Here is a 21,916-nt window from a genome sequence, read left to right on the forward strand (position 1 = left end):
GGCTGACCAGGATCGGGCGTCTGTGCTGGAGGGCTCCTTAGAGCTCTTGGGTGAAATTCGAGCCGCTTGGATGGAGATAGAGCATGGACGTGACCGAAGATCGACGGCGGTGGCGGCACTTTGCCAGATGTCCCTTGATCACGCCGTGGCAGTACAGTCCCTGATCGCTACTCTGCCCCAGTCAGCAATCTCGCTGGTCCGGCCCCAGTATGAGGCCCTCGTGCGTGCAACCTGGGCATGTTATGCAGCTACCGACACCGACATCGAGAAGCTTCTTGCGCCCCTGACTCTGGAGAGTCAGCAAGCGGCAAAGAGGCTCCCTGGCGTTCAGGACATGCTCGTAAAGCTTGAGTCCTCTGGGCCCCGAGGAGCATCACAGTTGTTGGGCAGAGCCAGACAATGCCTTTATGTCGGCTTGAACTCCTATCTCCATGCCGGGATTCACCCCTTGGCAAGGCAGTTAAATGGCTACCCGGGCGCGCTTCTGGCGGGGGTGGCCATGAACAGCAATGCGCTTGCCATGCTAACCCTTCTGAATCTGGCGCACCTGTGGCCAGGCGAACCAGTTCTGGCATGGATGAATGCACTGCATCATCAATTTGGGGGTGTTTTGCCAGAGTTGGAGCCATTGACCCCCCATCAGCCCTCGCCATAGAGCTGTCCCGGATCGCCTGCGCGTCTAGGGTGGGGTCTGTGGTGAGTGACTAGGCAGTTGGGCCTCGCCCCCTCTGGGGGCACGGGGAGAACATCACGGGCGCATAAGCAGTTGCCCGGATTTCTCGTTGGGGCAAGTCCTGGCAGTTGATCTGTGTCGGGGGCCTGTCGGGCGACTGTCATGTTTCCAAGTTCGGCACCCTCCTAATCTGGGCTCCCTACCCCTCCGGAGTTATCTTCTATGACCACCAAGACCCCGCCTCGCCTGCTTACCGCTGCTGAGGTTGGCGCCTGCATTCGCCAGTTCCGCCAGTTGCGTCATTGGTCGCAAGAACAATTGGCCGAGATCTCGGGCCTGAACGTGCGAACAGTTCAGCGGGTTGAGCAGGGTGACTCGGCCAGTTTCGACACCCGTCGCGCACTGGCGCGCGCCTTCGATTTCAATGACATCGATGCACTCAACAAGCCTTTCTCGCTGCCGACAGACGAGGAACTGCAGGCGGCGCAAGCGCAGTTTGAGCGCGACTACATCACCCTGGCGGTGTCCCCGCTTGCTGCTGGGCGCGAGCTGGCCAGCCTGATCGTTTCGTGCGACATGGATCTGTCCGAACCGGCTTTCGAGCTGTCGCGCGAGGCGGCGAGCGAGTTTGCTGCACTGGTCGACTACTACCGTGAGTATCGCGACTGCCAAGACCTGTATTCAGAAGTCGACAAGCTAGACATCTACGACGGGCTGCAGCAGCGCATTGAGGTCCTGCGGGAACTGGGAGTATCACTGTCGCACGGTCAGCGTAAGGTCGTCATTCGGATGGGCTCAGGTATGCCGATGGATGCCACGGTCCTGTACGTCGTGGCGTTTCGCCTCGGCCACGAGTGCAGTCAGATCGTAACTCCTAAGGCAGCACGCATCGGCTGAGTCAGCATTCATTAGATCGATAGTGGTGGCGATACATCTGACAGATGTCTATTGATCGCGCCGTCGCAGTACAGTCCCTGGAGGTTGCCCTGCCTTAGTCAGCGATAGCGCTGGTCCGGCCCCAGCACAAGACCCTGATTCGTGCGACAGCAAGGTTCTTAGCTTTCGAGGCAGCGAATTTTTGATGTGCCCTGAACCCTCGCGAAGATCCACTATGGAGACGCCGTCGATTTCTGGATCCAGACCTAAGAAGCCCTCGAGTTCTGGATCCACAGGCAACTCGTCCTTGAGTTCCTGACTGCGCACCTGAGTGGTCAAGCTCCGCCCGGGTGAAGGCTCTGCGCCCAGTACTCTAGGAACTCCTCTTGAGCAATCGTTTCGATTGCGCCTGGCCTGGCATGCCGCACCATGTGGATGGCATCCGATGCCCGCTTGGCCTCGCCAGACTGCAGCAAAAGCATGGCAGCGACCGTTCCCGCGCGTCCCAACCCCCCTTGCAGTGGACCACGATCCTTTGACCGCTCAGCATGTCAGCGACGAGCTCAGCACTTAGCTGTAGCCAATCTTTGAGGAGTCTGTCGTCTGGTGCGGCTCCATCAGTGATTGGCAGTCCATGCCAAGAGATGCCCTTCCCCGCCACTATCGCCGGTAAGCTCTCGATTCGAAGGTCCTTGAGCTCCCAAGGCTCAAGCAAGGTGACTAGGTGAGTGGCACCCCAGTCCTGAATAGCCGAGACGTCCACATCTAGGTCTCTCGCCCATGCTCCAGTCATGGCGACTTCCTGGTACTTGCCTGGCGCAAATGTCACCCCTATGCCGCCTCCATGGGCTCCAACAGGCAACTCTGCAATCAGTAACGGGTGGCTAGCGCTGGTGCGCATCATTTCGGCTCTCCCAACATGCGGTAACGTTCTGCGTCGTGCGCCGGGGCGCTCCCCGCTCATTCGCTGCACGGCTAGGATATCGGATGTTCAGATATCGTTGAACTGGAGAGAACACCTAAGGGTCAATATCGGAAAGTCAGATAGACAGTCTGTGGGCAGGTTGATATCCTGACAACTAGTATCGCGATTTGAGGGCTGTGTGGCCTATGTCGTTAGCCAACCGACCCTCATCGCGCCCTGGCCAGAACTGGACAATTTCGTTCGTTCAATAGGTCCCTTTCTTGCGTGCGCGTGGTGCGCGCTAGAGCGCTCAAGAACGGCTAGTTCGCCGGTAGCTGCTGAGGGGTTGGCCTCGCAGGCACTTGACACGCTTGCGACGCTGCGCGTCCTCCATCGCGAACCAGTCGAATGTTCTCGGCTTGCCGCAAGATCTCTGTATGAGCCCCTGGCTTGGTCCTACAAATCTCCGTGGTCTCGCAGTGACTTGAACCTTGAGTCGGCATTGACCCGGTCGCTCACCCAGTGGGCGGCTGAGTGCACGCCCAGTGCGAGGCGGAATCTCGGAATTTCACTGGCATCCACCGAAGCTCGAGCGTACTTGGCAAACCTTCTGCGGAAGCATCGGTTGGACCCGAAGCTAGGCGACGGGCTTCAGTCGATTGGATCGCCTGAATGGAATGCGCTCAGCTTGGGGCGTAAGCGCTACGTGCTGTGGGCGAGCATGCGAAATTCTGCCTCGGAGTTCATACAAAGCGGTTTGGATGAGCATGCCGCGAGGCGAGCACTTGATCGCGAGATAAAACGCAGATGCATCTGGTTAGCTGGACGCGAGCAAGCTGGAACCCTCGCCCGGAAGGATTTTTGCTTCTTGCCTGGTCAGGGTTGGCGTCAGCCGTTGATCCTGGACGTTGCAATGGAGACTTTCCTGCCGCTGGGCATGGCGTACTGGCTGGAACCTAGCGGCAGTTGGCAGCTTTAGCTTCTAGTCTGAGTAGACCGACCAGCTGCCACGGGTCCATGAGATGGTTTGAGGGGGCTCAGGACTCTATCGCGGTAAACGCCCCCCCAGGTCTATATCGACGGTTCTCCAACGAAGCGCTGGACCTTGGTTGACCGGCGAGCCTGTGGCCCATTGGACGCTGGCCAAGAGATGGCCCTCTAGTACTCGTTCAGTCGCTTACGGATTGCCTCGATGGCATCGTCCAGTCCCGCGTCGTCCTCGGGGTAAGGAGAACAAAACAGTTGAACCGGGACCCAGCAATGTTCCTGTCCCGGTTGTACATAGGGGGCGTAATCATCTAGTAGCCATGCAGAGCCGATGGGCTGGGAAACGTTGGCAAGATCCTTCGTCGGCCCAGTCCAGTCTATGTATGGCAAGCGGGCAAACCAACCCGGGGCCGCTCCTTCGCAAGCCAATAGGTCGGCAATCTCGCGAAATCTAGGCTCCGGAACTGTGGTGAAGATGACTAGACCCTCAAAGAGCGACTTTGCCGACTCCAGAAATTCGTAGAGGCCCGGGCGCGGGATCTGGCTTACAGCGTTGGAAATCAGCGTTCCTTCTAAGTCCAAGGCGAGGATGGAGGGGCGCATTGTGTAATGGTCCTCTTTGGCGGGGGTGAACGTCGGTACCGCTACCAAGCCCCGCCGGAGGGTGATCCGCCGGCGGGGCTTGGTAGCATCAGACATCTTCGAACTCGCTCGCTTGCTTGAGTTGGTTCTCAAGGAAATCAATGCGCTTCTGAAGATCGGCACTTAGATAGGCTTTGTCCGTAAAGTCCATTGCTGTCTCAGGGATCATCTCCAGCTCGACGCGTGTGGATGTAGCTTGACGAATCGCCAAGGTGGTCCAGGCCTTATCGCCCTTGACGAATCCGACAGTGAATCGAGCCGTAACATGGTGTTCGGGCTTGAGGCCTTCGATGGAACGGAAATCGCTGCGCACCTTCGACGTGGCTACAGGCTGTACATCGCCATTGATGTACAGCGCCGCATTCCAGCTCGCTTCGCTCAATGGCAGTGTTGAGCGGTTGATGATGCGGGCGGTGATGACTGGCTTGGGCCCAAAGAAGCTGTTTTCCATCCGGAACTCTGGATCAACCGCACTGACCCTCTTTAGCTCGGCGATAGTAGGAAGTTGATCGTTGGCCTCCTGTCGTAGCGCTTCTATCTCCTTGGGATTGCTATCCCTGATGTGCTTAACCTGCCCTCTCACCACCTGCCTTACGGAAGCGTTTGGGTAGGTCTGGTTCAGTTTTTCAAGAAGGTCGGCAGGGATTCGTGAGAAAAACAGCCGAATCGTCTCTAACACCATGATTCAACGAGGAAACACCCCTCGACGTCAGGCAGTTCGTGGATTACAGACCTAGGCTTGATTGAACCAGAAGCCGCGTGACACAGGCATTCCTGGAGTACTGCTCAGGCACGCGTGCCCTTCTTGAATATTGGATTCAAGAGTTTCCACGCTCCTGACCCAACGGAAACCTTCAAGAAGGCTCTGACCGTCGCCTGATCCATTGCAGTAGTTCCTCGTGCGGGATCGTACGTCCAGCGTCGACGTCGGCCATACCCTCGCGGGTCCGCCGTTCCTTCTCTTCCTCGGTCAATCCCGGAAGGAGTGCTAGTAGCTTATCTTCAGGGCTCATAGGCCGATGAGCTGTGCTCAAGTTGGCTTGATTCTCGTGAAAAAATATGGGCAGGATCTGGGGATCATCCAAGCCCGCCGGCAAAGGCAGCGATACGTCGTGGACCGCCAAGTCGATGATGACGTCCAAATCTGAGCATAAGGGCTGTATGGCGGTGGTCACCAGACGAGCCGCCCGCTCGGCGAAAGCCAGGTCCACCACCAGCCAGATCAACAGACCGGGAGGCTGTTCGACGCCCCCTGACGAGTGAGTTTCCAGGAGATAGGCCGACGAGACGAAGTCGGCGTGCTCAAGGCTGCCGCTGATGGCCGGAGCGAGCCAAGCCGGCGCGGCCTGGGCAGGTCTCACCGCGAACTCCGCCGGCGCCAGACGTTCCACCCTGGCCAGAAAGCCCGTATCCAACAATGTCGCAACCTCTTCCGGGTACAGGACAACGCCGCCGTAGTTGGGATTGAGCATCAACGTCGCGCCGCGAGTACCGGTTAGCAGCTCACGGCCTGAAACTCCCAGAATTCTGACAGCAGACGAGCTGGCCGCCTGCGCCTTGTCGAGCGAGGTAAAGAAAGGGATCGCATCGAAACCGTCAGGATGGCGGAACTGGACCAGCCGCAGTGTCTGCGCGTCGTCCGAGATGGGCGCATGCACGTACACGATCGCATCCATCAGTCGCTTGAAGAATGCGCGTTCCTCGGCCGCACTGTCGCGGGCCCGTTCAAAGGAAGCCTCCAGCGCTGTCTCCGCAGACGTAGTCCCTCTTCCACGCGGCCTGCTCGGTTGCTTCATGGTCAGATGCGATGAGGGCCGAGCGGGTACCCGGAGAACCAATCCGCCTCGATCTCGCTGCTCAGGTAGGGTCGTACGAAGGCCGACTGGGTCAGCGCTCGCAGCCGCTCTTCGTGCTCAGCAATCGCCTCGATGTCGCTGACGGTTGGATAGTGCCGCAGCAGTCGATATGCCTCTTGCCGCACCTCTTTAGGCACGGCTTGGCTGGCCGCTAGCTGCCTGAGGAACGCGCCCGCCTGCAGCACATTGCGGGTGCGCTCAGATGGCATCGTCATGACATCAAGAATGACTAGCACTAAGGAATGCTTAGCTTATCGCGTTTGTGGCCGGCCAGGGCACGGTGCAACTACAGACCTTGCGATTCCTGTATTAATGTAATATAATCAATAACTTAATTCGCATAAGTGAGCGTTATGTCCATGGAGTGAGGGCCAATAGGAACGAGCAGGTAGCCTGAGCCTTCCCATGATGGGAAGGTCAACAACGCGGGACGGATTACCACTCAACTTGCCTGTCGTTTGACCTTCCCACCGTGGGAAGGCTCATCGTCACGCCGTCGGCAAACCGCCGATGCTTTTGGAGGGTTGTCCATGAATCTCGTTGTTGAAGGTATGACCTGTGGTCACTGTGTCCGAACGGTCACCCAAGCCATTCAGGCCCTTGACCCCACGCCCAGGTGGACGTCGATCTGGGCAGTGGCGTGGTCAAGATCGAGGGCCTGCTTGCCGTAGAACAGGCGGTTGAGGCTATCCAGCGGCAAGGCTATGTGATCGCTGCGGTGCTCCCTTCTGAGGCTGGTACGCCGGCCGCCCCGGCCGTCGCATCCTCCTGCTGCGGCGGATGCCACCGCTGAGTCCGCGCGAGGGCTTGATCCTGATCAATGACAGTCGGCCCCAAGAGGGCTAGACTGGCCATCATGAGAGCTCGCACGTCCCCTGCCCTGATCTGCCCAGCGTCCGCAGGCGCTGCTTCGGGCGTGCGGGAGCTGTCATGGTGAGGCTGCTGAGGCGATGGCGGCGACCCCGTTCTCGTGCCCGACTGGCATGGCTGGGACTGTGGGCGCTGCTGCTGCAGCAACTCGCGCTGGTGGCTTACGCCTGTCCGCTGGAATCGGTGGAAGCTGGACAAGCGACCCTGATGGTCGGTTGCGAAGAGATGTCCACGCCGGATCCCGATGCTCCGGCGTTGTGCGACCAGCATTGCCAGCGCGATCACATCGCCACGGCCGATGCGAAGGCCCCTCAAGTGCCTTACCAGCCCGCGCTGGCCGCCTTCGCGCTGGTGCAGGCTCTGTTGCCACCGGTACACGCGCAGTTGTATCGGGATGTTCCGGTGTGCGTGTCCGATCCGCCTCCCCTGCAGCGCTTCTGTAGCCTGCTGATTTAAGCCCCCTCCTGGATTGACCCGTGCTCGTGCTGCATGCGTTGCAGCGCGCTCGTTGTCGTTTCCCGGAGGTCTTATGGAGATGTCTTTCTTCTTGCGTGCAAGGCGCAAGATGGCGTGTGGGTTCGTGTTTGCCCTGGCGCTCAGTGGTCCTGTGCTGGCGGCATCGCCCGCTATCCCGATCAGCTACACAGAAGCCCTACAACGGGCGCTTGCTAACGCCCCAACCCTGCAGGTGCGCCGATCGCAGATCGATGCCAGTACCGAAGAAGCCGCGCGTGCTGGCGCGCTTCCCGACCCACGTTTGATCGTGGGGCTGGCGAACTGGCCCGTCAGCGGACCCGATGCCTTCAGCTTGCGGGCCGATGAGATGACCACCCAGCAAATCGGTCTGATGCAGGAGTTTCCTGCGCGTGCGAAACGACGTGCCGAGCACGCGTTGGCGCAAGCGACGCTGGCGCAAGCGCGCTCACTGTCGATGGCCGAACAGCAGATGGTGGCCCAAGCGGCCGCGCTGGCCTGGATCGAGCTGTGGAGTACGCAGCAAGCCGTAGATGCGTTGGAAGGTCTGCGCGAGCCGGCCCGTATAGCCGAGCGTGCGGCGCGTGCTCGCTTGGCAGGCGGCACGGCCGGGGCCAGTGATGTGCTTGCCGCCCAGGCCGCCCTACTGCAGTTGGACAATCGCCTGGAGCAGGTACATGCGGAGCACGCCGCCGCGCAGGCCGGCCTGGCGCGGTGGTTGGGTATTGCACCAGAGGCGATCTTGGCCAGTGGTGCGGCACCGGATTTTTCGCAGTTGCCATTGGAGCCCACCCAACTGCTGGCCAAACTGGACCAACACACGCCACTACTGGGCTGGGAGGCACGCGAGAGCTTAGCCCAGGCCCAGGTGGATGCGGCCGTGGCCGAAACCCGCCCGGATTGGAGTGTGGAGCTCACCTACGGACGTCGCGAGCGCGCACCCGACGGCATGGCGCGCAGCGACATGCTCATGGTGGAAGTGGGTGTGGGCCTGCCGCTGTTCCAGAAGAACCGCCAAGCACGAGGCATCGCGGCACGGCGGGCCGAGCTGGAGGCGGTGTCCGCAGAGCGCGATGAGGCCCGGCGCATCCAAGCCGAGTCGGTGCAACGCGCGATAGCGCGATGGCGCGGGTTAACCGGCCAGTTGGAGCGCCAGAACACGCAGAGCCTGCCTTTGGCGCGCGATCGTGCACGCACGGCGTTGGCCGCCTACGGCGCCGGTGCCGACCTGCAGCCGTGGCTGGAAGCGCGGCGCGATGAGATCGAATTGCACCTGGAGAACGCCCGTCTGCTGGGCGAACAGGGCCGTGCCTGGGCGGCACTGGCCTATCTGCTACCCCATGAGGAGAACACGCCATGAGCCCGACCAAGACGCGTCTCACACAGCTCGCCGTGGCCCTCGGGTTGCTGGCGCTCGGCTTTGCCGGCGGCTACGCCTGGATGACTCGAACCTCTGATACCACCCCGCCCCCGGCACGAGCGTCGCAGATCAAGCACGCAAGGTGCTGTACTGGTACGACCCATGGCGCCGGAGCAGCGATTCGACAAGCCGGGCAAATCTCCGTTCATGGATATGGAGTTGCTGCCCAAATACGCAGATGAGGCCATAGGGGGCGGAACGCAGATCGATCCGCGCCTGCAGCAGAACGTGGGCATACGCACTCAGGAAGTGACGGTAGAGTTACTAGGGACTGCCGTACGCGTGCCGGGCACACTGACGTGGGATCTGACCCAGGAAAGCGTGATCAGTGCGCGCATGGAAGGCTTGATCACCCACGTGCAGGTAAAGGCGCCGTTTACCGAGGTTCGTCGTGGTCAAACGCTGGCCACCGTGCAGGCCCCGGCATGGAACGCGGCCATCGCCGAAGCACATGCCCTGAGCCAAGCTCAGTCCGCGGGCGCGCGTGAGCTGCAGGGTGCGGCGCAACAACGGTTGCGTTCGTTGGGTGTTCCTTCTGGCGCCTCGGCCAGAAGTGGCGTCGTGCTTAGCGCAGACCACAGTGGTGTCGTGACCGAGATCCTGGCACGCGAGGGACAGACGGTGATGCCCGGTACGCCACTGTTCAAGATCAATGGGCTGGACACGTTGTGGCTGGAGGCCTCGGTACCCCAGGCAGCGCTGGGCACCTTGCGGCCGGGGACCTCAGTGCAGGCCACGGTCAGTGCCTGGCCGGCAGAGCGCTTTGCCGGACAGATCCAGGCGTTGCTTCCCCAGGTCGACATGGCTAGTCGCACGCAGCGGGCGCGAATTGTGCTGCGCAACCCGCAGCGTCGGCTGGTGCCGGGCATGTTCGCCGAGGTTCTGGTGCAGCCCGACGCCGAGCAGGCCCTGCCAGTCGTTCCCACGGAGGCGCTGATCGCCACCGGGCGGGACAGCCGGGTCATCGTGCAGGATCCGGACGGGAGCTTCCGGCCAGTGCGGGTGAGTGTGGGACGTAGCGTGCAAGGGCGCACGCAGATCGTGGCAGGCTTGGCCGGTGGTGAACGCGTGGTCGTCTCGGGTCAGTTCTTGCTCGACTCCGAAGCCAGTCTCTCCGGTGCGTTGGAGCGCCTGGGTGCTGCACAACCGACACGCCCTGCCAGCGCATCAGGTGTGCACGAGCGCCATGACGCCGGGCACGAACCACGCACTGTCGTGCCGTCACCGTCCAGACAGCCGGCGCCTGTCGCGCCAGACACCTCCACCTCTACGCCGCCGCGCTGCCCGGTGCAGTACTGGTATGACCCGATGGTGCCGGAGAAGCATTTCGACAAGCCGGGCAAGTCACCGTTCATGGATATGCAGTTGGTACCCAAGTTCGGCCCCGCCGCAGCCGCTGATTGCCAGGCAAGCGAGGTCATGTCCGAAGCGATGGAGGGCACACCATGATCGCGCGCCTGATCCATGCTTGCATCGCCAATCGCGTGCTGGTGCTGGTTGCCGCCGCGCTGCTGGCGGTGGTCGGTATCTGGTCGGTAAAGAACACGCCGCTGGATGCGCTGCCGGACCTGTCCGATACCCAGGTCATCATCCGCACGCAATGGGCGGGGCAAACCCCGCGCATCATCGAAGACCAGGTCACCTACCCGTTGGCCACCACGATGTTGTCCGTGCCGGGCGTGAAGGCGGTACGCGGCTTCTCCTTCTTCGGTGATTCATTCGTCTACATCCTGTTTGACGATGCCACTGATCTTTACTGGGCGCGCTCTCGAGTGCTCGAGTACTTGAGCCAGGTACGCGATCGACTTCCGCCGAATGTGAATCCGGCGCTGGGTCCTGATGCGACAGGACTGGGCTGGATCTACCAGTACGCCTTGGTGGATCGGACAGGTCAACGTGATGTGGGGCAGCTGCGTGCGTTGCAGGACTGGTTTCTTCGTTATGAGCTAAAAACCGTGCCGGACGTGGCTGAAGTAGCCAGTGTGGGCGGTGCGGTGCGCGCCTGGCAGATCCAGCCCGATCCGCAGGCGTTGGCGGCCCGTGGACTGACGGTGGCCGAGCTCATCGAGGCGGTGGATGCGGCCAACGGCGCTACCGGGGGCTCGGTGATCGAACAAGGCGAAGCCGAACTGATGGTGCGCAGCGAAGGCTACCTGCGCACACAGGAGGCGTTCGAACAGGTGCCGGTAACCGGCAACGACGGCATCCCCGTCCTGCTCGGCGAGGTGGCCACGATCAGTCGCGGGCCGGTCTTCCGTCGTGGTATCGCAGAGTTGGATGGTCAAGGTGAGGTGGCCGGCGGCGTGATCGTCCTGCGGACCGGCAAGGATGCCTTGGGGGCCATTCGGAACGTCAAAGCGCGACTGCAGGCGTTGCAATCCAGCTTGCCCGAGGGCGTGGAAGTGGTGCCGGTGTACGACCGCTCCGAGCTGATCCAGGATGCGGTACGCAACCTCACCCACAAGCTTGGCGAAGAGTTTCTGGTCGTAGCGCTGGTATGCCTGCTGTTCCTGTGGCACCTACGCTCGGCGTTGGTGGCCGTCATCACCCTGCCTTTGGGTATCCTGGCGGCCTTCATCGTGATGCACGCCCAGGGGATCTCCGCCAACTTGCTGTCATTAGGCGGCATCGCCATCGCCATTGGTGCGATGGTCGATGCAGCGGTGGTGATGATCGAAAATGCACACAAGCATCTGGAGCACTGGCGGGAGGCGCACGGCCGGGAACCTCAGGGTGAGGAGCGCTGGCAGCTGATGGCCCGCTCGGCGGCCGAGGTCGGACCGGCCCTGTTCGCCAGCTTGCTGGTCATCACCCTGTCTTTCGTGCCGGTTTTTGCCCTGCAGGCGCAGGAAGGGCGATTGTTCTCGCCTCTGGCCTACACCAAGACCTACGCGATGGCCGCCGCAGCAGGGTTGTCGGTGACCTTGATCCCCGTCTTGATGGGCTACCTGATCCGCGGCCGCATCCGCCCGGAACAGCAGAACCCCATCAATCGCATCCTGATCGCTGGCTATCGGCCCATCCTGCTGTGGGTCCTCAAACATCCCGGTGTCACCTTGCTGCTCAGCGGCCTGCTGCTAGTGCTCACCTTGATCCCCTTTAGCCGGTTGGGCAGTGAGTTCATGCCGCCCTTGGAAGAAGGCAGCCTGTTGTACATGCCCACGGCCCTGCCCGGCCTGTCCGCCGACAAGGCCCGTCAGTTGCTCCAGCTCTCGGGCCGGATGATCAAGACCGTACCGGAGGTTGAGCACGTGTTCGGCAAGGCGGGCCGTGCCGAAAGTGCGACCGATCCGGCACCGATCGAAATGTTTGAGACCACCGTGACCTTCAAGCCGCGGGATCAATGGCGCCCGGGCATGACCCCCAGAAGCTACGCCAGGAGTTGGACGCAGCGGTCAAGATTCCCGGTCTGACCAACCTATGGGTCCCGCCCATTCGCAATCGCATCGATATGTTGGCCACCGGCATCAAGAGCCCGATTGGGATCAAGGTCTCCGGACCCGATGTGGAGCAGATCGAGCGCCTGAGCCAGCAGATCGAGCAGGTGGCCAAGACTGTGCCCGGCGTGAGTTCGGCACTGGCCGAACGCGTCACGGGTGGGCGCTATGTCGATGTACAGGTGCGCCCGGAAATCGCTGCACGTTACGGATTCACTCAAGGCCAACTCCAGCAACTGATTGCCACGGTCGTTGGCGGTGATCCAATCGGGAAACGATCGAGGGGCGCGAACGCTATCCCATCGTCTTGCGCTACCCCCGTGGCCAGCGTGACTCGTTGCAGGCCTTGCAGGATCTGCCGCTGATCGCGCCAGGCGGTGTGCAACTGACCTTGAGCCAGGTGGCGGAGCTGTCAATCAGCCCAGGCCCGCCGATGCTCAAGAGCGATAACGGCCGGTTGGTGGGCTACATCTACGTGGATGTGGCCGATCGCGACTTGGGATCGGTGGTCCAGGACCTGCAAGCCGCGGTGCAGACCCAGGTGAGTTTGCCTGCCGGCTATGGTCTGGCGTGGTCGGGGCAGTACGAGTATCTGCAACGGGCTTTGGCACGCCTGCAATGGGTGGTGCCCGCGGCGTTGGCGATCATCTTCCTGGTCATCTGGATGGTGTTTCGCCGGCTTAGCGATGTATCCATCATCCTGCTCAGCTTGCCCTTGGCGTTGGTGGGCGGTTTCTGGTTGATCTGGGGCTGGGCCATGCGATTTCGGTGGCCAGCATGATCGGATTCATCGCCCTGGGCGGCGTTGCGGCTGAGTTCGGCGTCATCATGCTGCTGTACCTGCGTCATGCCTGGGAGCAGCGCTTGGCCAGCGGTGCGCCGGAAGATGTGTCTACCCTGCAAGAGGCTATCTACGAAGGCGCCGTGCAACGGGTGCGCCCGAAGGCGATGACGGTAGCCGTCATCCTGGCCGGGTTGTTTCCGCTTTTCGTCGGTGCCGGTGCCGGCTCGGAGGTCATGCAACGTATCGCCGCGCCGATGCTGGGTGGCATGCTCACCGCACCGGTGCTCTCTATGGTGGTGATTCCCGCAGCGTTCTATCTAGTGCGGCGACGTGGATTGCGCGCGGCGCGGGGCGACCAATGAGAGACAGACTGAGCACTTGAGGTAAGTCCCCACAAAAAGACGCCAGTCATGGAAGAAGTCATGACTGGCGTCAAAGGGGAGAGTACCGCCTACATGCTTACTTATCAGTGCCCGGCGTGCGGGGAAATCTCAAAGCTCAGCGACGCCCGATCCGACACAAAATCCAAACCCTTTTGTGTAGAGGGCACAATGTGATTGGTGTGGATGTACCAGGTCTTGGCGGTGGTCACCTGGAAACTGGCTTGGCCTTGGGCATCGGTGCGCAGGAGCGTAGCGCTACCGTGCCCACCCTTGACCGGTGCGTCAGCACGATGACCGACGTACACGCGTAGGTTGGGCACTGGCGTGCCCTGCTGCAGCACCTGGAACGACAGCTGTTCGCCGACCTTCACGCTTCCAGGATTGCGGGCCAAGCGGATCTCCAGCGGATAGCCCAGCGAGGCAGCGAAATCGTCGGTCAGTTTTGTGCCCACCTGTCCAATGGTACGAGCATGCTTGGTATAGCTATAGGTGACCCCTTTGGGAAACTTGCTCGCATCATAGGTGGCCAGGGTATCGGGCAAGTCTTCCAACTCCAGGTACTTGCCGAACTCGCTGGCCGTACGCGTGCTGGTGGAGGCCATCGTCGAGACCCCAGCAGATAGGTGCCCTCGCCCGCCGGATGCACGGTGAGCTGGCTCTGCTTGCCGACCTCTTTCCAACTGGCCAAGTCCGGTGCAGCCTTAGCGCCGCCCTGACTCAGCGAAACGTCCTGTAGACGCGCTCGGGTGACTGCACCTGCACTTTCATCGAAGGTGCCATTGTTCACCAACGCTGTGTTCGCCTCGCCCGCTGCGGTGCCAGGCTTGGAGAAAGCGACAAACAGGTCGTGCGCACCGGCACTGCCGGCCACAGCGAACAGCAGTAGTGTGGCGGATAGTTGCGTGTTTCTCATGATGTGTAGCTCCTCGTGATCGTGGCTTACCAGTGGTAACCAAAGCGGACATTCCAGCGACGACCCAGCAAGTCGTACGTCATGGTGTCGGTGTCGGTGTTGGGGTTGTTCTTCACGAACGGCGCCTTCTTATCGAGCACTTTTTCAACGCCGGCGGAGATATCCCACTTCTTCTTGATGCCGTAGCTCAGTTGCAGGCTGTGGTACACCACGCTGGACACATGCGAGCCGATCGTGTCGGGCACGGCGATGATGTCGTCCGCGCTGCCGATGTACTGCGCCGAATAGACGCCGGTCCAACGGTTCTTGCCCATACGCAGTGAGCCCAAGCCACGCCACTGGGTGTAGCTACCCAAGCCGCTGGTGATCTTGCCGGCGTACTCAATGGTGGTGGCCCCGGGCGTGAGCGCCCCCAACCCACGCGGGGTGAGTCTGGAGGTCCTGGAAGCCCTGCTGGATCTGGTCATGGCCTCGGGCAAGGTACGTGTGGTCGACGTGGCGGAACTGTGTCCGCCCCTGGATCCGGATCAAGCCACCGCACGTGTGGCCGCGCGTTTGATCCACCGAATGGTCAGTGCGCAGGCTCAGTGAAGTGATATCGGCTGGCAAAAGGCAGTGAGCTAATGGGAACGCTCAGCCAGCAACTGCTTCATTTGCGCGATCTCCTGTGTCTGCGAGGTAATAATGTCCTGGCAGAGCTTCACCAACTCAGGATCCTTCAGACGATTCTCCTCACACATCAGGATGGCGCCAGCGTGGTGGGGAATCATCGAACGGATGAACTGTTTGTCAGTGACCGCTGCTTGAGTGCGAATGCCCCACCAGCAGAACAGCATGAACGCCACCGTCAGACCAGCCAGAATCAGATTGCGTCGGCGATCGGGGTACATGCTGGACATTAGCCACAGCTCGATCAGCAGCATGGGAGCGGCCATCAGGCCCGCCATGTAGAACTGGTTCACGTTGTTATAGACGTTAGCCCACTGATCGACCATTGCGTACATCAATGCGTACATGGCCACGAAAGACAGGCCCATCATCAACAACAGGCGGCCGTAATGGCCTTGATGCCCTTGTTGTGCCTGGTGGGCAGGTTGGTGTGAGGCGTGCGGTTTTGCGTGCTGGGACTGCGGGTCTTGCGCGTTTTCGTGCGTACCGTGCGAAGAGGACATAACAATCTCCGTGGGAATGGCAGAACGGCGGAAGAACCCGCGAACTGTTGGAACAGCTCCCGGGCTGAGAACACTTACATACCCTTGCCGGCAGCGAATTCCTGCGGGCTCAGCTTGCCATCTTTGTTGCTATCGAGCATGCCAAAGTGCGGCGCCAGCTTGTGCTTGGCCAGTTCTTCCTTGGACAGCGAGCCGTCCTTGTTGGCATCGAGCTTGGTGAAATCGGCATCGGCCGCCGCCGGCTTGTGCTGACCGTGGTCGGTGGTGGGCGTGGTGGTCTGGCCGCCGGCGAAGGCCGCGCCCGCCATCAGGAACAAGGCCATCATCGAGAGGGAGGCATAACGCTTCATTGCAGTACTCCTTGTGGGATATCAGTGACAGGAATGGCCGCGCGCAGGCTCATCGGCGCGGTCAGGGGGGGGTGGCAACAACGGTGGAGCCGGACAAACGCAGGGCATTGGTGACCACCGAAACCGAGCTCAGGCTCATGGCCAGGGCCGCCATCATCGGACTGAGCAAAAGGCCAAAGCTGGGATACAGCAAGCCGGCGGCGATAGGCACGCCGATGGCGTTGTAGACGAAGGCGAAGCCCAGGTTCTGCTTCATATTGGCCACCGTCAAAGACGAGATGGCACGGGCTTGCACGATGCGCCTCAAATCACCCTTGACCAGGGTGAGCTGGGCGCTGGACATGGCCACATCCGTGCCCGTCCCCATCGCGATGCCCACATCGGCTGCCGCCAGGGCCGGCGCATCGTTGATGCCATCGCCAGCCATGGCCACGCGACGACCCTGGGCTTTGAGTTGCTGGACCAGGTCGGCCTTGTCCTGCGGCTTGACGCCACCACGCACATCCTCGATGCCCAGCGTGCGCCCCACGGCCTCGGCCGTCGCCTGTGCGTCACCGGAGGCCATCACCACGTGCAGGCCATCGGCACGTAGCAGGTTCAAGGCAGGCAAGGTCGTGGCTTTGATGGGATCAGCCACCGCAATGGCGCCGGCCAACCGACCATTGACCGCCAGGAACATCACGCTAGCGCCTTCTTTCCGAAGACGCTCGGCGCTGCTTTGCAAAGGTGCTACATCGGCGCCAACCGACGCCATCAGGCTTTGGTTGCCGAGCACGACATCCTGATCGGACACGCGCCCGCGGACGCCTTGGCCGGTGAGCGAATCAAAATCTTGGGCGGCCACCAGGTTCAAGCCACGTCGCTGGGCTTCAGCCACGATGGCCTCGGCCAAGGGGTGCTCACTGCCCTGCTCCAAGCTGCCGGCCAAACAAAGGATCTGATCGGCGTCGAAGCCGGCGTTGGAGAGCGTGTCGCGAAAGGCTGGACGCCCCTCGGTCAACGTACCGGTCTTGTCCACGATCAACGTGTCGATCAGACGTAGCTGCTCGATCGCCTGAGCATCGCGGAACAGGACCCCGACCTGCGCAGCGCGGCCAGTGGCGACCATGATCGACATGGGGGTAGCCAAACCCAAGGCACACGGGCAAGCAATGATCAGAACCGATACGGCATTGAGGACGGCAAAGGTCCAGGACGGTTCGGGTCCAAACAGACCCCATCCGAAGAACGTGAGCACCGCCGTGGCCAGCACGGCCAGGACAAACCAGTACGCCACCTTGTCCGCCATACGCTGCATCGGCGCGCGGGAGCGCTGGGCTTGGGCTACCAACTGCACAATCTGCGCCAGTACCGTCCCGGATCCGACTTTGTCCGCCCGGATGACTAAGGCGCCCGTCCCGTTGAGCGTGGCGCCTATAACGTGATCACCGACAGCCTTCTCCACCGGAATGGGTTCACCGGTCAGCATCGACTCATCGACACTGGCGCGGCCTTCGATGACTTCCCCATCGACCGGCACCTTCTCGCCCGGTCGTACGCGAAGCAGATCACCCACGTGCACGTGATCCAGCGCAACGTCCTCTTCGCCCCCATCGGGTTTGACGCGGCGAGCCGTCTTGGGCGCCAATCCCAGCAGGGACTTGATGGCCGCCGAGGTTTTGGAACGCGCCCGCAGTTCCAGCAGCTGTCCGAGCAGGGTGAGCGAGACGATGACCGCTGCCGCCTCGAAGTAGACCCCTACCCGTCCATGCTCGCGGAAAGAGTCCGGAAACAGGTCCGGTGCCACGGTGGCCACCACGCTGTAGCCAAACGCGGCGGCCACGCCGATGCCGATCAGCGTCCACATGTTGGGGCTGCGATTGCCGATGGACTGTAGGCAGCGCTCAAAGAAAGGCCACCCCGCCCAGAGCACCACCGGGGCGCTCAGCACGAGCTCAATCCAGGTGCGCGCCTGCGTGGACAAGCCGGGCAGACGGTGTCCCAGCATGGCCAAGACCAGGACGATCAACGTCAAAGGCAACGTCCACCAGAACCTTCGGGTGAAATCGCGTAACTCTGGATTGTCGTCCTCCTCCAGCGAGGGCATCTCCGGCTCCAGCGCCATGCCGCAGATCGGACAGGTGCCGGGACCTGGCTGACGAATCTGCGGATGCATCGGGCAGGTGTAGACCGTGGCGTGGGTACCGCTGGGTTGGGCCACCGCTGCTGGGGCGGTCACTTCAACTTGCTGGGGAGCATCGTCCGTATAGCGGACGGGATTGGTGATGACCCGTCCATCCGCAGCCTCGACAGGGGCTGCGCCTGCAGAATGGTGATGGTCATGGGACGACGGTGAGTTCATGCCGATGCTCGCTTTAGTGGGGATGGACTGCCAAGGCAGTGTGCCATTGCGGGTTACACAGCTATTCGGGGCTGAGCGTCCCGAGCACTGAAACAACAATCAGGATCAAGATGGCCAGCGCGGCCTCAGCCGTAACACTCTGCCGCAAAGCCCGCACCTCCTGCGCGGGATCTCCGCTGGTCAGCGCTCGTTCCAAGCGCGGCACCAGCGTCCATCGGTGCAGCGCTCCCAAACCCAGCATTCCAGCGAACAGGGCCAGTTTGAAAAGCAGCAACTTCCCGTAGGTGCTCTGGAACAGGGCCGAAAACGACCACGCGGTGAGATCCCCGTAGTGCGCGATGCCGGACACGATGAGCGCACCAACGAAGATCGTTCCCAGCGTCGAAAAACCATGCAGAAAGTCATGCGTTGATCGCAGACGCCCGCTGCCGTTCGTCTCTTTGCCGCGCAGCAGCATGGCAAGGAACATCAGGACCGCTGCGATCCAGCCGCCTGCCGCGAGAAGATGGACGATGCCTGCAGCAAGCCGGACCGCGCCTGCCAAGCCCTCGCCAGCGGCGGCGTGGCCGTTCCATGCCAGCGAAGCGAGTGCGCCGCCCGCCAGCATCGCCCCCAGCGGGAAGGCGGTCTCCACCTTCCCGCGGCGACGATGCCATCCGAGCACGAACATCAGGGCGACCAGCAGCGCGCCTCTCGCCATGGCTGCCCGGCCCGCGGACGTCTCGAGCAGATACCAGCCAAGCGATGCGCGATCAACCTCGGCAAGCGGCATTCCCATGATGCCCGCGGTCTTGAAGACGACATCGAGCCCGGTGAGCACGAGACCGGCTACGGCACCCGCCAATAGAACGCCCATGAGTGACCACCCGGCCAAGGCGTCGGCGAGTGCCGATCGACGCGACCCGTACCAACCGAAGAGTGGAACCCCGAAAAGAACCATGATGACAAGGTATTCCAAGAATCTCAGTGCATAAGCCGACAGGTCGAACATTCGCGACTCCTCAGCGCACCGTGAAGCTGAAGCTGCCCGGCATGGGGTGGTTGTCACCACCGACGGCGCGGTATTCCACGGTATAGACGCCCGGAGCCAGCGGTCCAGGCAACTTGGCACGCAGGGTCTTGCCGTTGTTGACGATCTCGGTCGTGAAATTCTCGATCGGCATGGTGGAACTGCCGTGCTTCATGAGCAACTTGAGACGCGACGCCCGCGGAATCAATGTCTCGTTGAACACGAGATCGATCTGGCCTGGCGAGGCCACCACCGCATTTGCCGCCGGTGTGGACTGCTGCAGCGCGGCGTGGGCGTGCGCGACCTGCAGCGAAAACTGCCCGGCCGCGATTGCGAGGACGAGCGCGAAGGAGCGAATGACGTTGGACGACTTCATATGGATAAATCCTCATTGGAATGTGATGCAAAGCCCGTTCGGGAGGGGCCGCGCTGTGTTCGATGCGACAAGCGTTAGATGTCGGACTGTCACTGAAACCACGATTTGTCGGATTTTCTTGATACTTCCGCTTTCGCGAGACGAGGATCCCACCGGCTCAGGCGGGATCCTCGACGCATTACGCTGCCATGGCGCTGCAGCTTTCCGCGCAGCGGCGACAAACTTCGGCGCAGCGCGTCATCTCAGGGTCGTTCATGGCGTCGCATGCATCGGCGCACTGGCGGCAGATCTCCGCGCAGGCACCGCAAACCACGTCGTGAACGCTGGCACCGCGCAGCATCGCGTCGGCACTGGTTGCGCAGGTATCGGCACACGTCGCCAACAGGGCGATGTGCTCCGGGGCCGCGTGAACACCTCCTTTGGTCAGGCAGTAGTTGATGGTCTCCAGGCAGATCGCATGGCATTGCGTGCAGTTGTCGATGCACTCGTTCATGGCCTGGGGCCGGTGTGCTGCGGAATGGTGAGTCATGTAGTTCTCCTTCTTCCTCGCGGGCGAGAATCGGCGCGCCCGCAACACCGTCCCCTGTTGCTGCGACGGATCAGTGCTGTGCGAACGGTTCAGTGGTTCCGTCGCGATGTATCAGCTCGACCGTGAACGGCTGCTGGCGTCCCTCCGGGACCTCCATGCCCGGAGAACCAAGCGGCATCCCTGGGAGGACCAGGCCGCGTGCGTTCGGCTTTTCTTCGAGGAGACGCTTGATGTCCGCGGCCGGAACGTGGCCTTCGATGACGTATCCGCCGATCTCGGCCGTGTGGCAGGAGCCCTTTGCATAGGGGACACCCAACCGCTCCTTGACCAGACCCAGGTCATCCATGTCGTGCACATCCACGGTGAATCCCGCCTTCTGCACGTGGTCGATCCAGACACCGCAGCACCCGCAGGTCGGGGTCTTGTGGACGGTCATGCGTGGCAGGGCTGCTGGAGTCGCGTCGGCTGATTGGACGACAACCTGTGCGGAGGGCGAGGTTGTGGGTTGCGCGGATGAAGCATCCTGGGTGCAAGCACCCAGACCAGCCACGGCAAGGACCACAAAAGTCAGACGGTGCAATGTGAGCGTAGTCATTTCAATCTCTCGACTCAGCGCTTGGTCCGCGAGGACCAGTGGATGTGGACGATCCGCCAGCCGTCCGCGGTCTCCTTCAGCACCATCGTCTCGTCGCTCTGGACGGTCAGTGGCTGGCCGTCCTTCTGGGCATGCAACTCGCTTTCGGTTCCGACCCACGCGAACTCGCCAGCGGCTCGTGCGCGCTGACGGAGCAGCTGGCGATGGGCGCCCTTGAGGAACGCCGCATCGCTGACTGCGTGATGGCCCATGTATTCCTCGCGGCTGCGTTCGGCGCCCCCGGACTCGAGGATGAGAACGTCGGCAGCGAGCAGGGCTTCGACCGTGGCCAGATCGCCGCTAGACAGGGCCCTGTTGAAACGCTCCGCTACGGCGACCGCGGCCTCTGCAGTGACTGGGACGTCGACGTCCGCAGATGCCGCGGCAGCGGGGTGATGTGCGTGCGGCTGTGTCGCCTGCGCCATTGCGGGGGACACGACGGCCAGTGCCAGTGCGAGGGTGAACGAGATTGCTGTTGCGTTCATTGCGTGGGCTCCAAGAAGATCAATGGGGGTGCGCATGGCCGTCATCGGCCACGGGCGTGTGTGGTGCAGGGTGCGACTCCACCTTGCCGTCGGGATGGCCGTGGCTCACCAACCCGACTTCCGTGTCGCTGGGTGTCGGGCCGTGGTGATCGTCGTCCACGCCCGGCGGGTGCGCATGCGGCATGGAGTTGTTGCCCGGCTCGAATAAGGCAGGGTGATCCTCGGCCTTTTCGTCGTCATGGTGGCCTTGCGTCTCGCCGCCGCCATGCGAATGGCCCTCGCTGCTGTCGACAAGTTCCTTGTACGCAGTCGCGTCCAGCGTGGGCAACTTCTGCAGGAAGGCCGACATGTTCCATATGAACTCATCGTCCATGCTGCCGCCCCAAGCGGGCATGCCGCTGGCCTTGATGCCGTGCTTGATCACCCAGAACGCCTCAGCTGGAGCGACCGGCTGTTTGCTTAGGTTCGGTGGCGCGGGGTACAGGCCCTTGCTCATCTCGGTGGCCGCCGCGTCTGGTGAAAGATGGCAGGTCACGCACATGGCGTTGTAGTTGCCCGCACCCTGGCGGATACGCTCAGGATCATCAAGGTTCGTGGGTAGCTGAAGCTTGGCGGCGCGCACCTCAATGGAACGCTCGCGCGCCGTTTCAAGTAGCGCATACACCGGGCGACTATGCGGATCGTCGGCGGCCACGTTGTACACGCCCAGAGAGAGCGTGGCGGTTGCGACCACCGCAACCAATGCCACGCCGGCACCGAGCCATACCCACATCTTTTTGTTGGATTTCATTGTCAGTTCCC

At 61.8% G+C, this 21,916-nt stretch carries 24 protein-coding genes and 1 pseudogene; 9 read left to right on the forward strand and 16 right to left on the reverse strand.

Features of this window, described 5'->3' with window-relative positions; translation table 11 throughout:
- Nucleotides 1–127 precede the first annotated feature (127 nt).
- Both DL544_RS22400 and DL544_RS10355 read left to right on the forward strand, forming a co-directional pair.
- Nucleotides 128–655 (forward strand): DUF6988 family protein, encoded by a 528-nt coding sequence (locus tag DL544_RS22400; RefSeq protein ID WP_395760189.1) that lies wholly within the window; start codon nucleotides 128–130, stop codon nucleotides 653–655.
- Nucleotides 656–895: 240 nt separating this feature from the next.
- Complete coding sequence (locus tag DL544_RS10355) at nucleotides 896–1,570, forward strand: helix-turn-helix domain-containing protein (protein ID WP_005413401.1); 675 nt, start codon at nucleotides 896–898, stop codon at nucleotides 1,568–1,570.
- Between the two features lie 314 nt (nucleotides 1,571–1,884).
- Here the strand turns inward: DL544_RS10355 and DL544_RS22405 are convergent, their stop codons facing one another.
- The 5 genes from DL544_RS22405 to DL544_RS10380 all read right to left on the reverse strand — a co-directional run bounded on the left by DL544_RS22405 (nucleotide 1,885) and on the right by DL544_RS10380 (nucleotide 6,174).
- Complete coding sequence (locus DL544_RS22405; RefSeq protein WP_414608417.1) at nucleotides 1,885–2,031, reverse strand: protein-tyrosine phosphatase family protein; 147 nt, start codon at nucleotides 2,029–2,031, stop codon at nucleotides 1,885–1,887.
- 1,580 nt (nucleotides 2,032–3,611) lie between these two features.
- On the reverse strand, nucleotides 3,612–4,043 hold the full coding sequence (locus DL544_RS10365; RefSeq protein WP_031269101.1) for an NIF family HAD-type phosphatase: 432 nt from the start codon (nucleotides 4,041–4,043) through the stop codon (nucleotides 3,612–3,614).
- 88 nt (nucleotides 4,044–4,131) lie between these two features.
- Nucleotides 4,132–4,764, reverse strand: a complete 633-nt coding sequence (locus DL544_RS10370; protein ID WP_021201832.1) for a hypothetical protein — start codon at nucleotides 4,762–4,764, stop codon at nucleotides 4,132–4,134.
- 172 nt (nucleotides 4,765–4,936) lie between these two features.
- Nucleotides 4,937–5,878, reverse strand: coding sequence for an SseB family protein (locus DL544_RS10375; RefSeq protein ID WP_049401588.1), 942 nt, complete (start codon nucleotides 5,876–5,878; stop codon nucleotides 4,937–4,939).
- Between the two features lie 2 nt (nucleotides 5,879–5,880).
- Complete coding sequence (locus DL544_RS10380) at nucleotides 5,881–6,174, reverse strand: BPSL0761 family protein (protein WP_223224794.1); 294 nt, start codon at nucleotides 6,172–6,174, stop codon at nucleotides 5,881–5,883.
- Between the two features lie 694 nt (nucleotides 6,175–6,868).
- On the opposite strand from DL544_RS10380, the gene DL544_RS10390 reads away from it, so the two are divergent.
- The 6 genes and pseudogenes from DL544_RS10390 (at nucleotide 6,869) to DL544_RS21835 (ending at nucleotide 13,285) form a co-directional block, all read left to right on the forward strand.
- Nucleotides 6,869–7,264 (forward strand): hypothetical protein, encoded by a 396-nt coding sequence (locus DL544_RS10390; protein WP_005413404.1) that lies wholly within the window; start codon nucleotides 6,869–6,871, stop codon nucleotides 7,262–7,264.
- A gap of 73 nt (nucleotides 7,265–7,337) precedes the next feature.
- Nucleotides 7,338–8,642, forward strand: a complete 1,305-nt coding sequence (locus tag DL544_RS10395; RefSeq protein WP_170935783.1) for a TolC family protein — start codon at nucleotides 7,338–7,340, stop codon at nucleotides 8,640–8,642.
- 162 nt (nucleotides 8,643–8,804) lie between these two features.
- Nucleotides 8,805–10,151: an efflux RND transporter periplasmic adaptor subunit gene (locus DL544_RS10400; RefSeq protein WP_187756564.1), complete on the forward strand. Its 1,347-nt coding sequence runs from the start codon at nucleotides 8,805–8,807 to the stop codon at nucleotides 10,149–10,151.
- Nucleotides 10,148–12,115, forward strand: a complete 1,968-nt coding sequence (locus DL544_RS21825) for a CusA/CzcA family heavy metal efflux RND transporter (RefSeq protein WP_255313111.1) — start codon at nucleotides 10,148–10,150, stop codon at nucleotides 12,113–12,115. The genes DL544_RS10400 and DL544_RS21825 overlap by 4 nt, the downstream gene beginning before the upstream one ends.
- On the forward strand, nucleotides 12,085–12,504 hold the full coding sequence (locus tag DL544_RS21830; RefSeq protein ID WP_255313112.1) for an efflux RND transporter permease subunit: 420 nt from the start codon (nucleotides 12,085–12,087) through the stop codon (nucleotides 12,502–12,504). Before DL544_RS21825 ends, DL544_RS21830 begins: the two co-directional genes overlap by 31 nt.
- Nucleotides 12,477–13,285 (forward strand): annotated as a pseudogene (locus DL544_RS21835) (efflux RND transporter permease subunit). The gene DL544_RS21830 and the pseudogene DL544_RS21835 overlap by 28 nt, the downstream one beginning before the upstream one ends.
- A gap of 104 nt (nucleotides 13,286–13,389) precedes the next feature.
- Here the strand turns inward: DL544_RS21835 and DL544_RS21840 are convergent.
- A complete protein-coding gene (locus DL544_RS21840; RefSeq protein WP_255313113.1) occupies nucleotides 13,390–13,908 on the reverse strand; it encodes a DUF4198 domain-containing protein in 519 nt (172 codons plus the stop codon).
- Nucleotides 13,909–14,245: 337 nt separating this feature from the next.
- The gene (locus DL544_RS10415; protein WP_005995736.1) at nucleotides 14,246–14,635 is read right to left on the reverse strand and encodes a TonB-dependent receptor; all 390 of its coding nucleotides are present in this window, start codon (nucleotides 14,633–14,635) and stop codon (nucleotides 14,246–14,248) included.
- 10 nt (nucleotides 14,636–14,645) lie between these two features.
- Between DL544_RS10415 and DL544_RS10420 the strand changes: the two genes are divergently transcribed.
- Nucleotides 14,646–14,810 carry an arginase family protein gene (locus DL544_RS10420; protein ID WP_005995735.1) on the forward strand — a complete coding sequence of 55 codons (165 nt, stop codon included), beginning with the start codon at nucleotides 14,646–14,648 and terminating at the stop codon, nucleotides 14,808–14,810.
- Nucleotides 14,811–14,839: 29 nt separating this feature from the next.
- On the opposite strand, the gene DL544_RS10425 is transcribed toward DL544_RS10420, so the two are convergent.
- The 9 genes from DL544_RS10425 to DL544_RS10465 all read right to left on the reverse strand — a co-directional run bounded on the left by DL544_RS10425 (nucleotide 14,840) and on the right by DL544_RS10465 (nucleotide 21,905).
- Complete coding sequence (locus tag DL544_RS10425) at nucleotides 14,840–15,391, reverse strand: DUF305 domain-containing protein (RefSeq protein WP_031269107.1); 552 nt, start codon at nucleotides 15,389–15,391, stop codon at nucleotides 14,840–14,842.
- A gap of 74 nt (nucleotides 15,392–15,465) precedes the next feature.
- Nucleotides 15,466–15,741 (reverse strand): hypothetical protein, encoded by a 276-nt coding sequence (locus tag DL544_RS10430; protein ID WP_005413412.1) that lies wholly within the window; start codon nucleotides 15,739–15,741, stop codon nucleotides 15,466–15,468.
- Between the two features lie 61 nt (nucleotides 15,742–15,802).
- Nucleotides 15,803–17,896 carry a copper-transporting P-type ATPase gene (locus DL544_RS10435; RefSeq protein WP_139728108.1) on the reverse strand — a complete coding sequence of 698 codons (2,094 nt, stop codon included), beginning with the start codon at nucleotides 17,894–17,896 and terminating at the stop codon, nucleotides 15,803–15,805.
- Between the two features lie 247 nt (nucleotides 17,897–18,143).
- Nucleotides 18,144–19,073, reverse strand: coding sequence for a copper homeostasis membrane protein CopD (gene copD, locus DL544_RS10440; protein ID WP_017354978.1), 930 nt, complete (start codon nucleotides 19,071–19,073; stop codon nucleotides 18,144–18,146).
- Nucleotides 19,074–19,083: 10 nt separating this feature from the next.
- Nucleotides 19,084–19,467 carry a copper homeostasis periplasmic binding protein CopC gene (gene copC / locus DL544_RS10445; RefSeq protein WP_005413416.1) on the reverse strand — a complete coding sequence of 128 codons (384 nt, stop codon included), beginning with the start codon at nucleotides 19,465–19,467 and terminating at the stop codon, nucleotides 19,084–19,086.
- A gap of 178 nt (nucleotides 19,468–19,645) precedes the next feature.
- On the reverse strand, nucleotides 19,646–19,996 hold the full coding sequence (locus DL544_RS10450; RefSeq protein WP_012480213.1) for a four-helix bundle copper-binding protein: 351 nt from the start codon (nucleotides 19,994–19,996) through the stop codon (nucleotides 19,646–19,648).
- A gap of 70 nt (nucleotides 19,997–20,066) precedes the next feature.
- Complete coding sequence (locus tag DL544_RS10455; RefSeq protein ID WP_012480214.1) at nucleotides 20,067–20,591, reverse strand: DUF411 domain-containing protein; 525 nt, start codon at nucleotides 20,589–20,591, stop codon at nucleotides 20,067–20,069.
- A 14-nt stretch (nucleotides 20,592–20,605) separates the two neighbouring features.
- The gene (locus DL544_RS10460; protein ID WP_223224792.1) at nucleotides 20,606–21,151 is read right to left on the reverse strand and encodes a nuclear transport factor 2 family protein; all 546 of its coding nucleotides are present in this window, start codon (nucleotides 21,149–21,151) and stop codon (nucleotides 20,606–20,608) included.
- Nucleotides 21,135–21,905, reverse strand: a complete 771-nt coding sequence (locus DL544_RS10465; protein WP_005413420.1) for a c-type cytochrome — start codon at nucleotides 21,903–21,905, stop codon at nucleotides 21,135–21,137. The genes DL544_RS10460 and DL544_RS10465 overlap by 17 nt, the downstream gene beginning before the upstream one ends.
- Between the last annotated feature and the right edge of the window lie 11 nt (nucleotides 21,906–21,916).

The sequence above is a fragment of the Stenotrophomonas sp. pho genome (assembly GCF_006228405.1).
GTDB classification, from domain to species: Bacteria; Pseudomonadota; Gammaproteobacteria; order Xanthomonadales; family Xanthomonadaceae; genus Stenotrophomonas; species Stenotrophomonas sepilia.

Coding starts and splice junctions, on each gene's coding strand:
- copD (WP_017354978.1), bottom strand. CDS start 19,073: ATGTTCGACCTGTCGGCTTATGCACTGAGATTCTTGGAATACCTTGTC.
- DL544_RS21825 (WP_255313111.1), top strand. CDS start 10,148: ATGATCGCGCGCCTGATCCATGCTTGCATCGCCAATCGCGTGCTGGTG.
- DL544_RS10375 (WP_049401588.1), bottom strand. CDS start 5,878: ATGAAGCAACCGAGCAGGCCGCGTGGAAGAGGGACTACGTCTGCGGAG.
- DL544_RS10455 (WP_012480214.1), bottom strand. CDS start 20,591: ATGACTACGCTCACATTGCACCGTCTGACTTTTGTGGTCCTTGCCGTG.
- DL544_RS10400 (WP_187756564.1), top strand. CDS start 8,805: ATGGCGCCGGAGCAGCGATTCGACAAGCCGGGCAAATCTCCGTTCATG.
- DL544_RS10365 (WP_031269101.1), bottom strand. CDS start 4,043: ATGCGCCCCTCCATCCTCGCCTTGGACTTAGAAGGAACGCTGATTTCC.
- DL544_RS22405 (WP_414608417.1), bottom strand. CDS start 2,031: ATGCTTTTGCTGCAGTCTGGCGAGGCCAAGCGGGCATCGGATGCCATC.
- DL544_RS10425 (WP_031269107.1), bottom strand. CDS start 15,391: ATGTCCTCTTCGCACGGTACGCACGAAAACGCGCAAGACCCGCAGTCC.
- DL544_RS10460 (WP_223224792.1), bottom strand. CDS start 21,151: ATGCGCACCCCCATTGATCTTCTTGGAGCCCACGCAATGAACGCAACA.
- DL544_RS10430 (WP_005413412.1), bottom strand. CDS start 15,741: ATGAAGCGTTATGCCTCCCTCTCGATGATGGCCTTGTTCCTGATGGCG.
- DL544_RS10465 (WP_005413420.1), bottom strand. CDS start 21,905: ATGAAATCCAACAAAAAGATGTGGGTATGGCTCGGTGCCGGCGTGGCA.
- DL544_RS10395 (WP_170935783.1), top strand. CDS start 7,338: ATGGAGATGTCTTTCTTCTTGCGTGCAAGGCGCAAGATGGCGTGTGGG.
- DL544_RS10370 (WP_021201832.1), bottom strand. CDS start 4,764: ATGGTGTTAGAGACGATTCGGCTGTTTTTCTCACGAATCCCTGCCGAC.
- DL544_RS10355 (WP_005413401.1), top strand. CDS start 896: ATGACCACCAAGACCCCGCCTCGCCTGCTTACCGCTGCTGAGGTTGGC.
- DL544_RS22400 (WP_395760189.1), top strand. CDS start 128: ATGTCCCTTGATCACGCCGTGGCAGTACAGTCCCTGATCGCTACTCTG.
- DL544_RS21840 (WP_255313113.1), bottom strand. CDS start 13,908: ATGGCCTCCACCAGCACGCGTACGGCCAGCGAGTTCGGCAAGTACCTG.
- DL544_RS10435 (WP_139728108.1), bottom strand. CDS start 17,896: ATGCATCCGCAGATTCGTCAGCCAGGTCCCGGCACCTGTCCGATCTGC.
- DL544_RS10450 (WP_012480213.1), bottom strand. CDS start 19,996: ATGACTCACCATTCCGCAGCACACCGGCCCCAGGCCATGAACGAGTGC.
- copC (WP_005413416.1), bottom strand. CDS start 19,467: ATGAAGTCGTCCAACGTCATTCGCTCCTTCGCGCTCGTCCTCGCAATC.
- DL544_RS10390 (WP_005413404.1), top strand. CDS start 6,869: ATGGTGAGGCTGCTGAGGCGATGGCGGCGACCCCGTTCTCGTGCCCGA.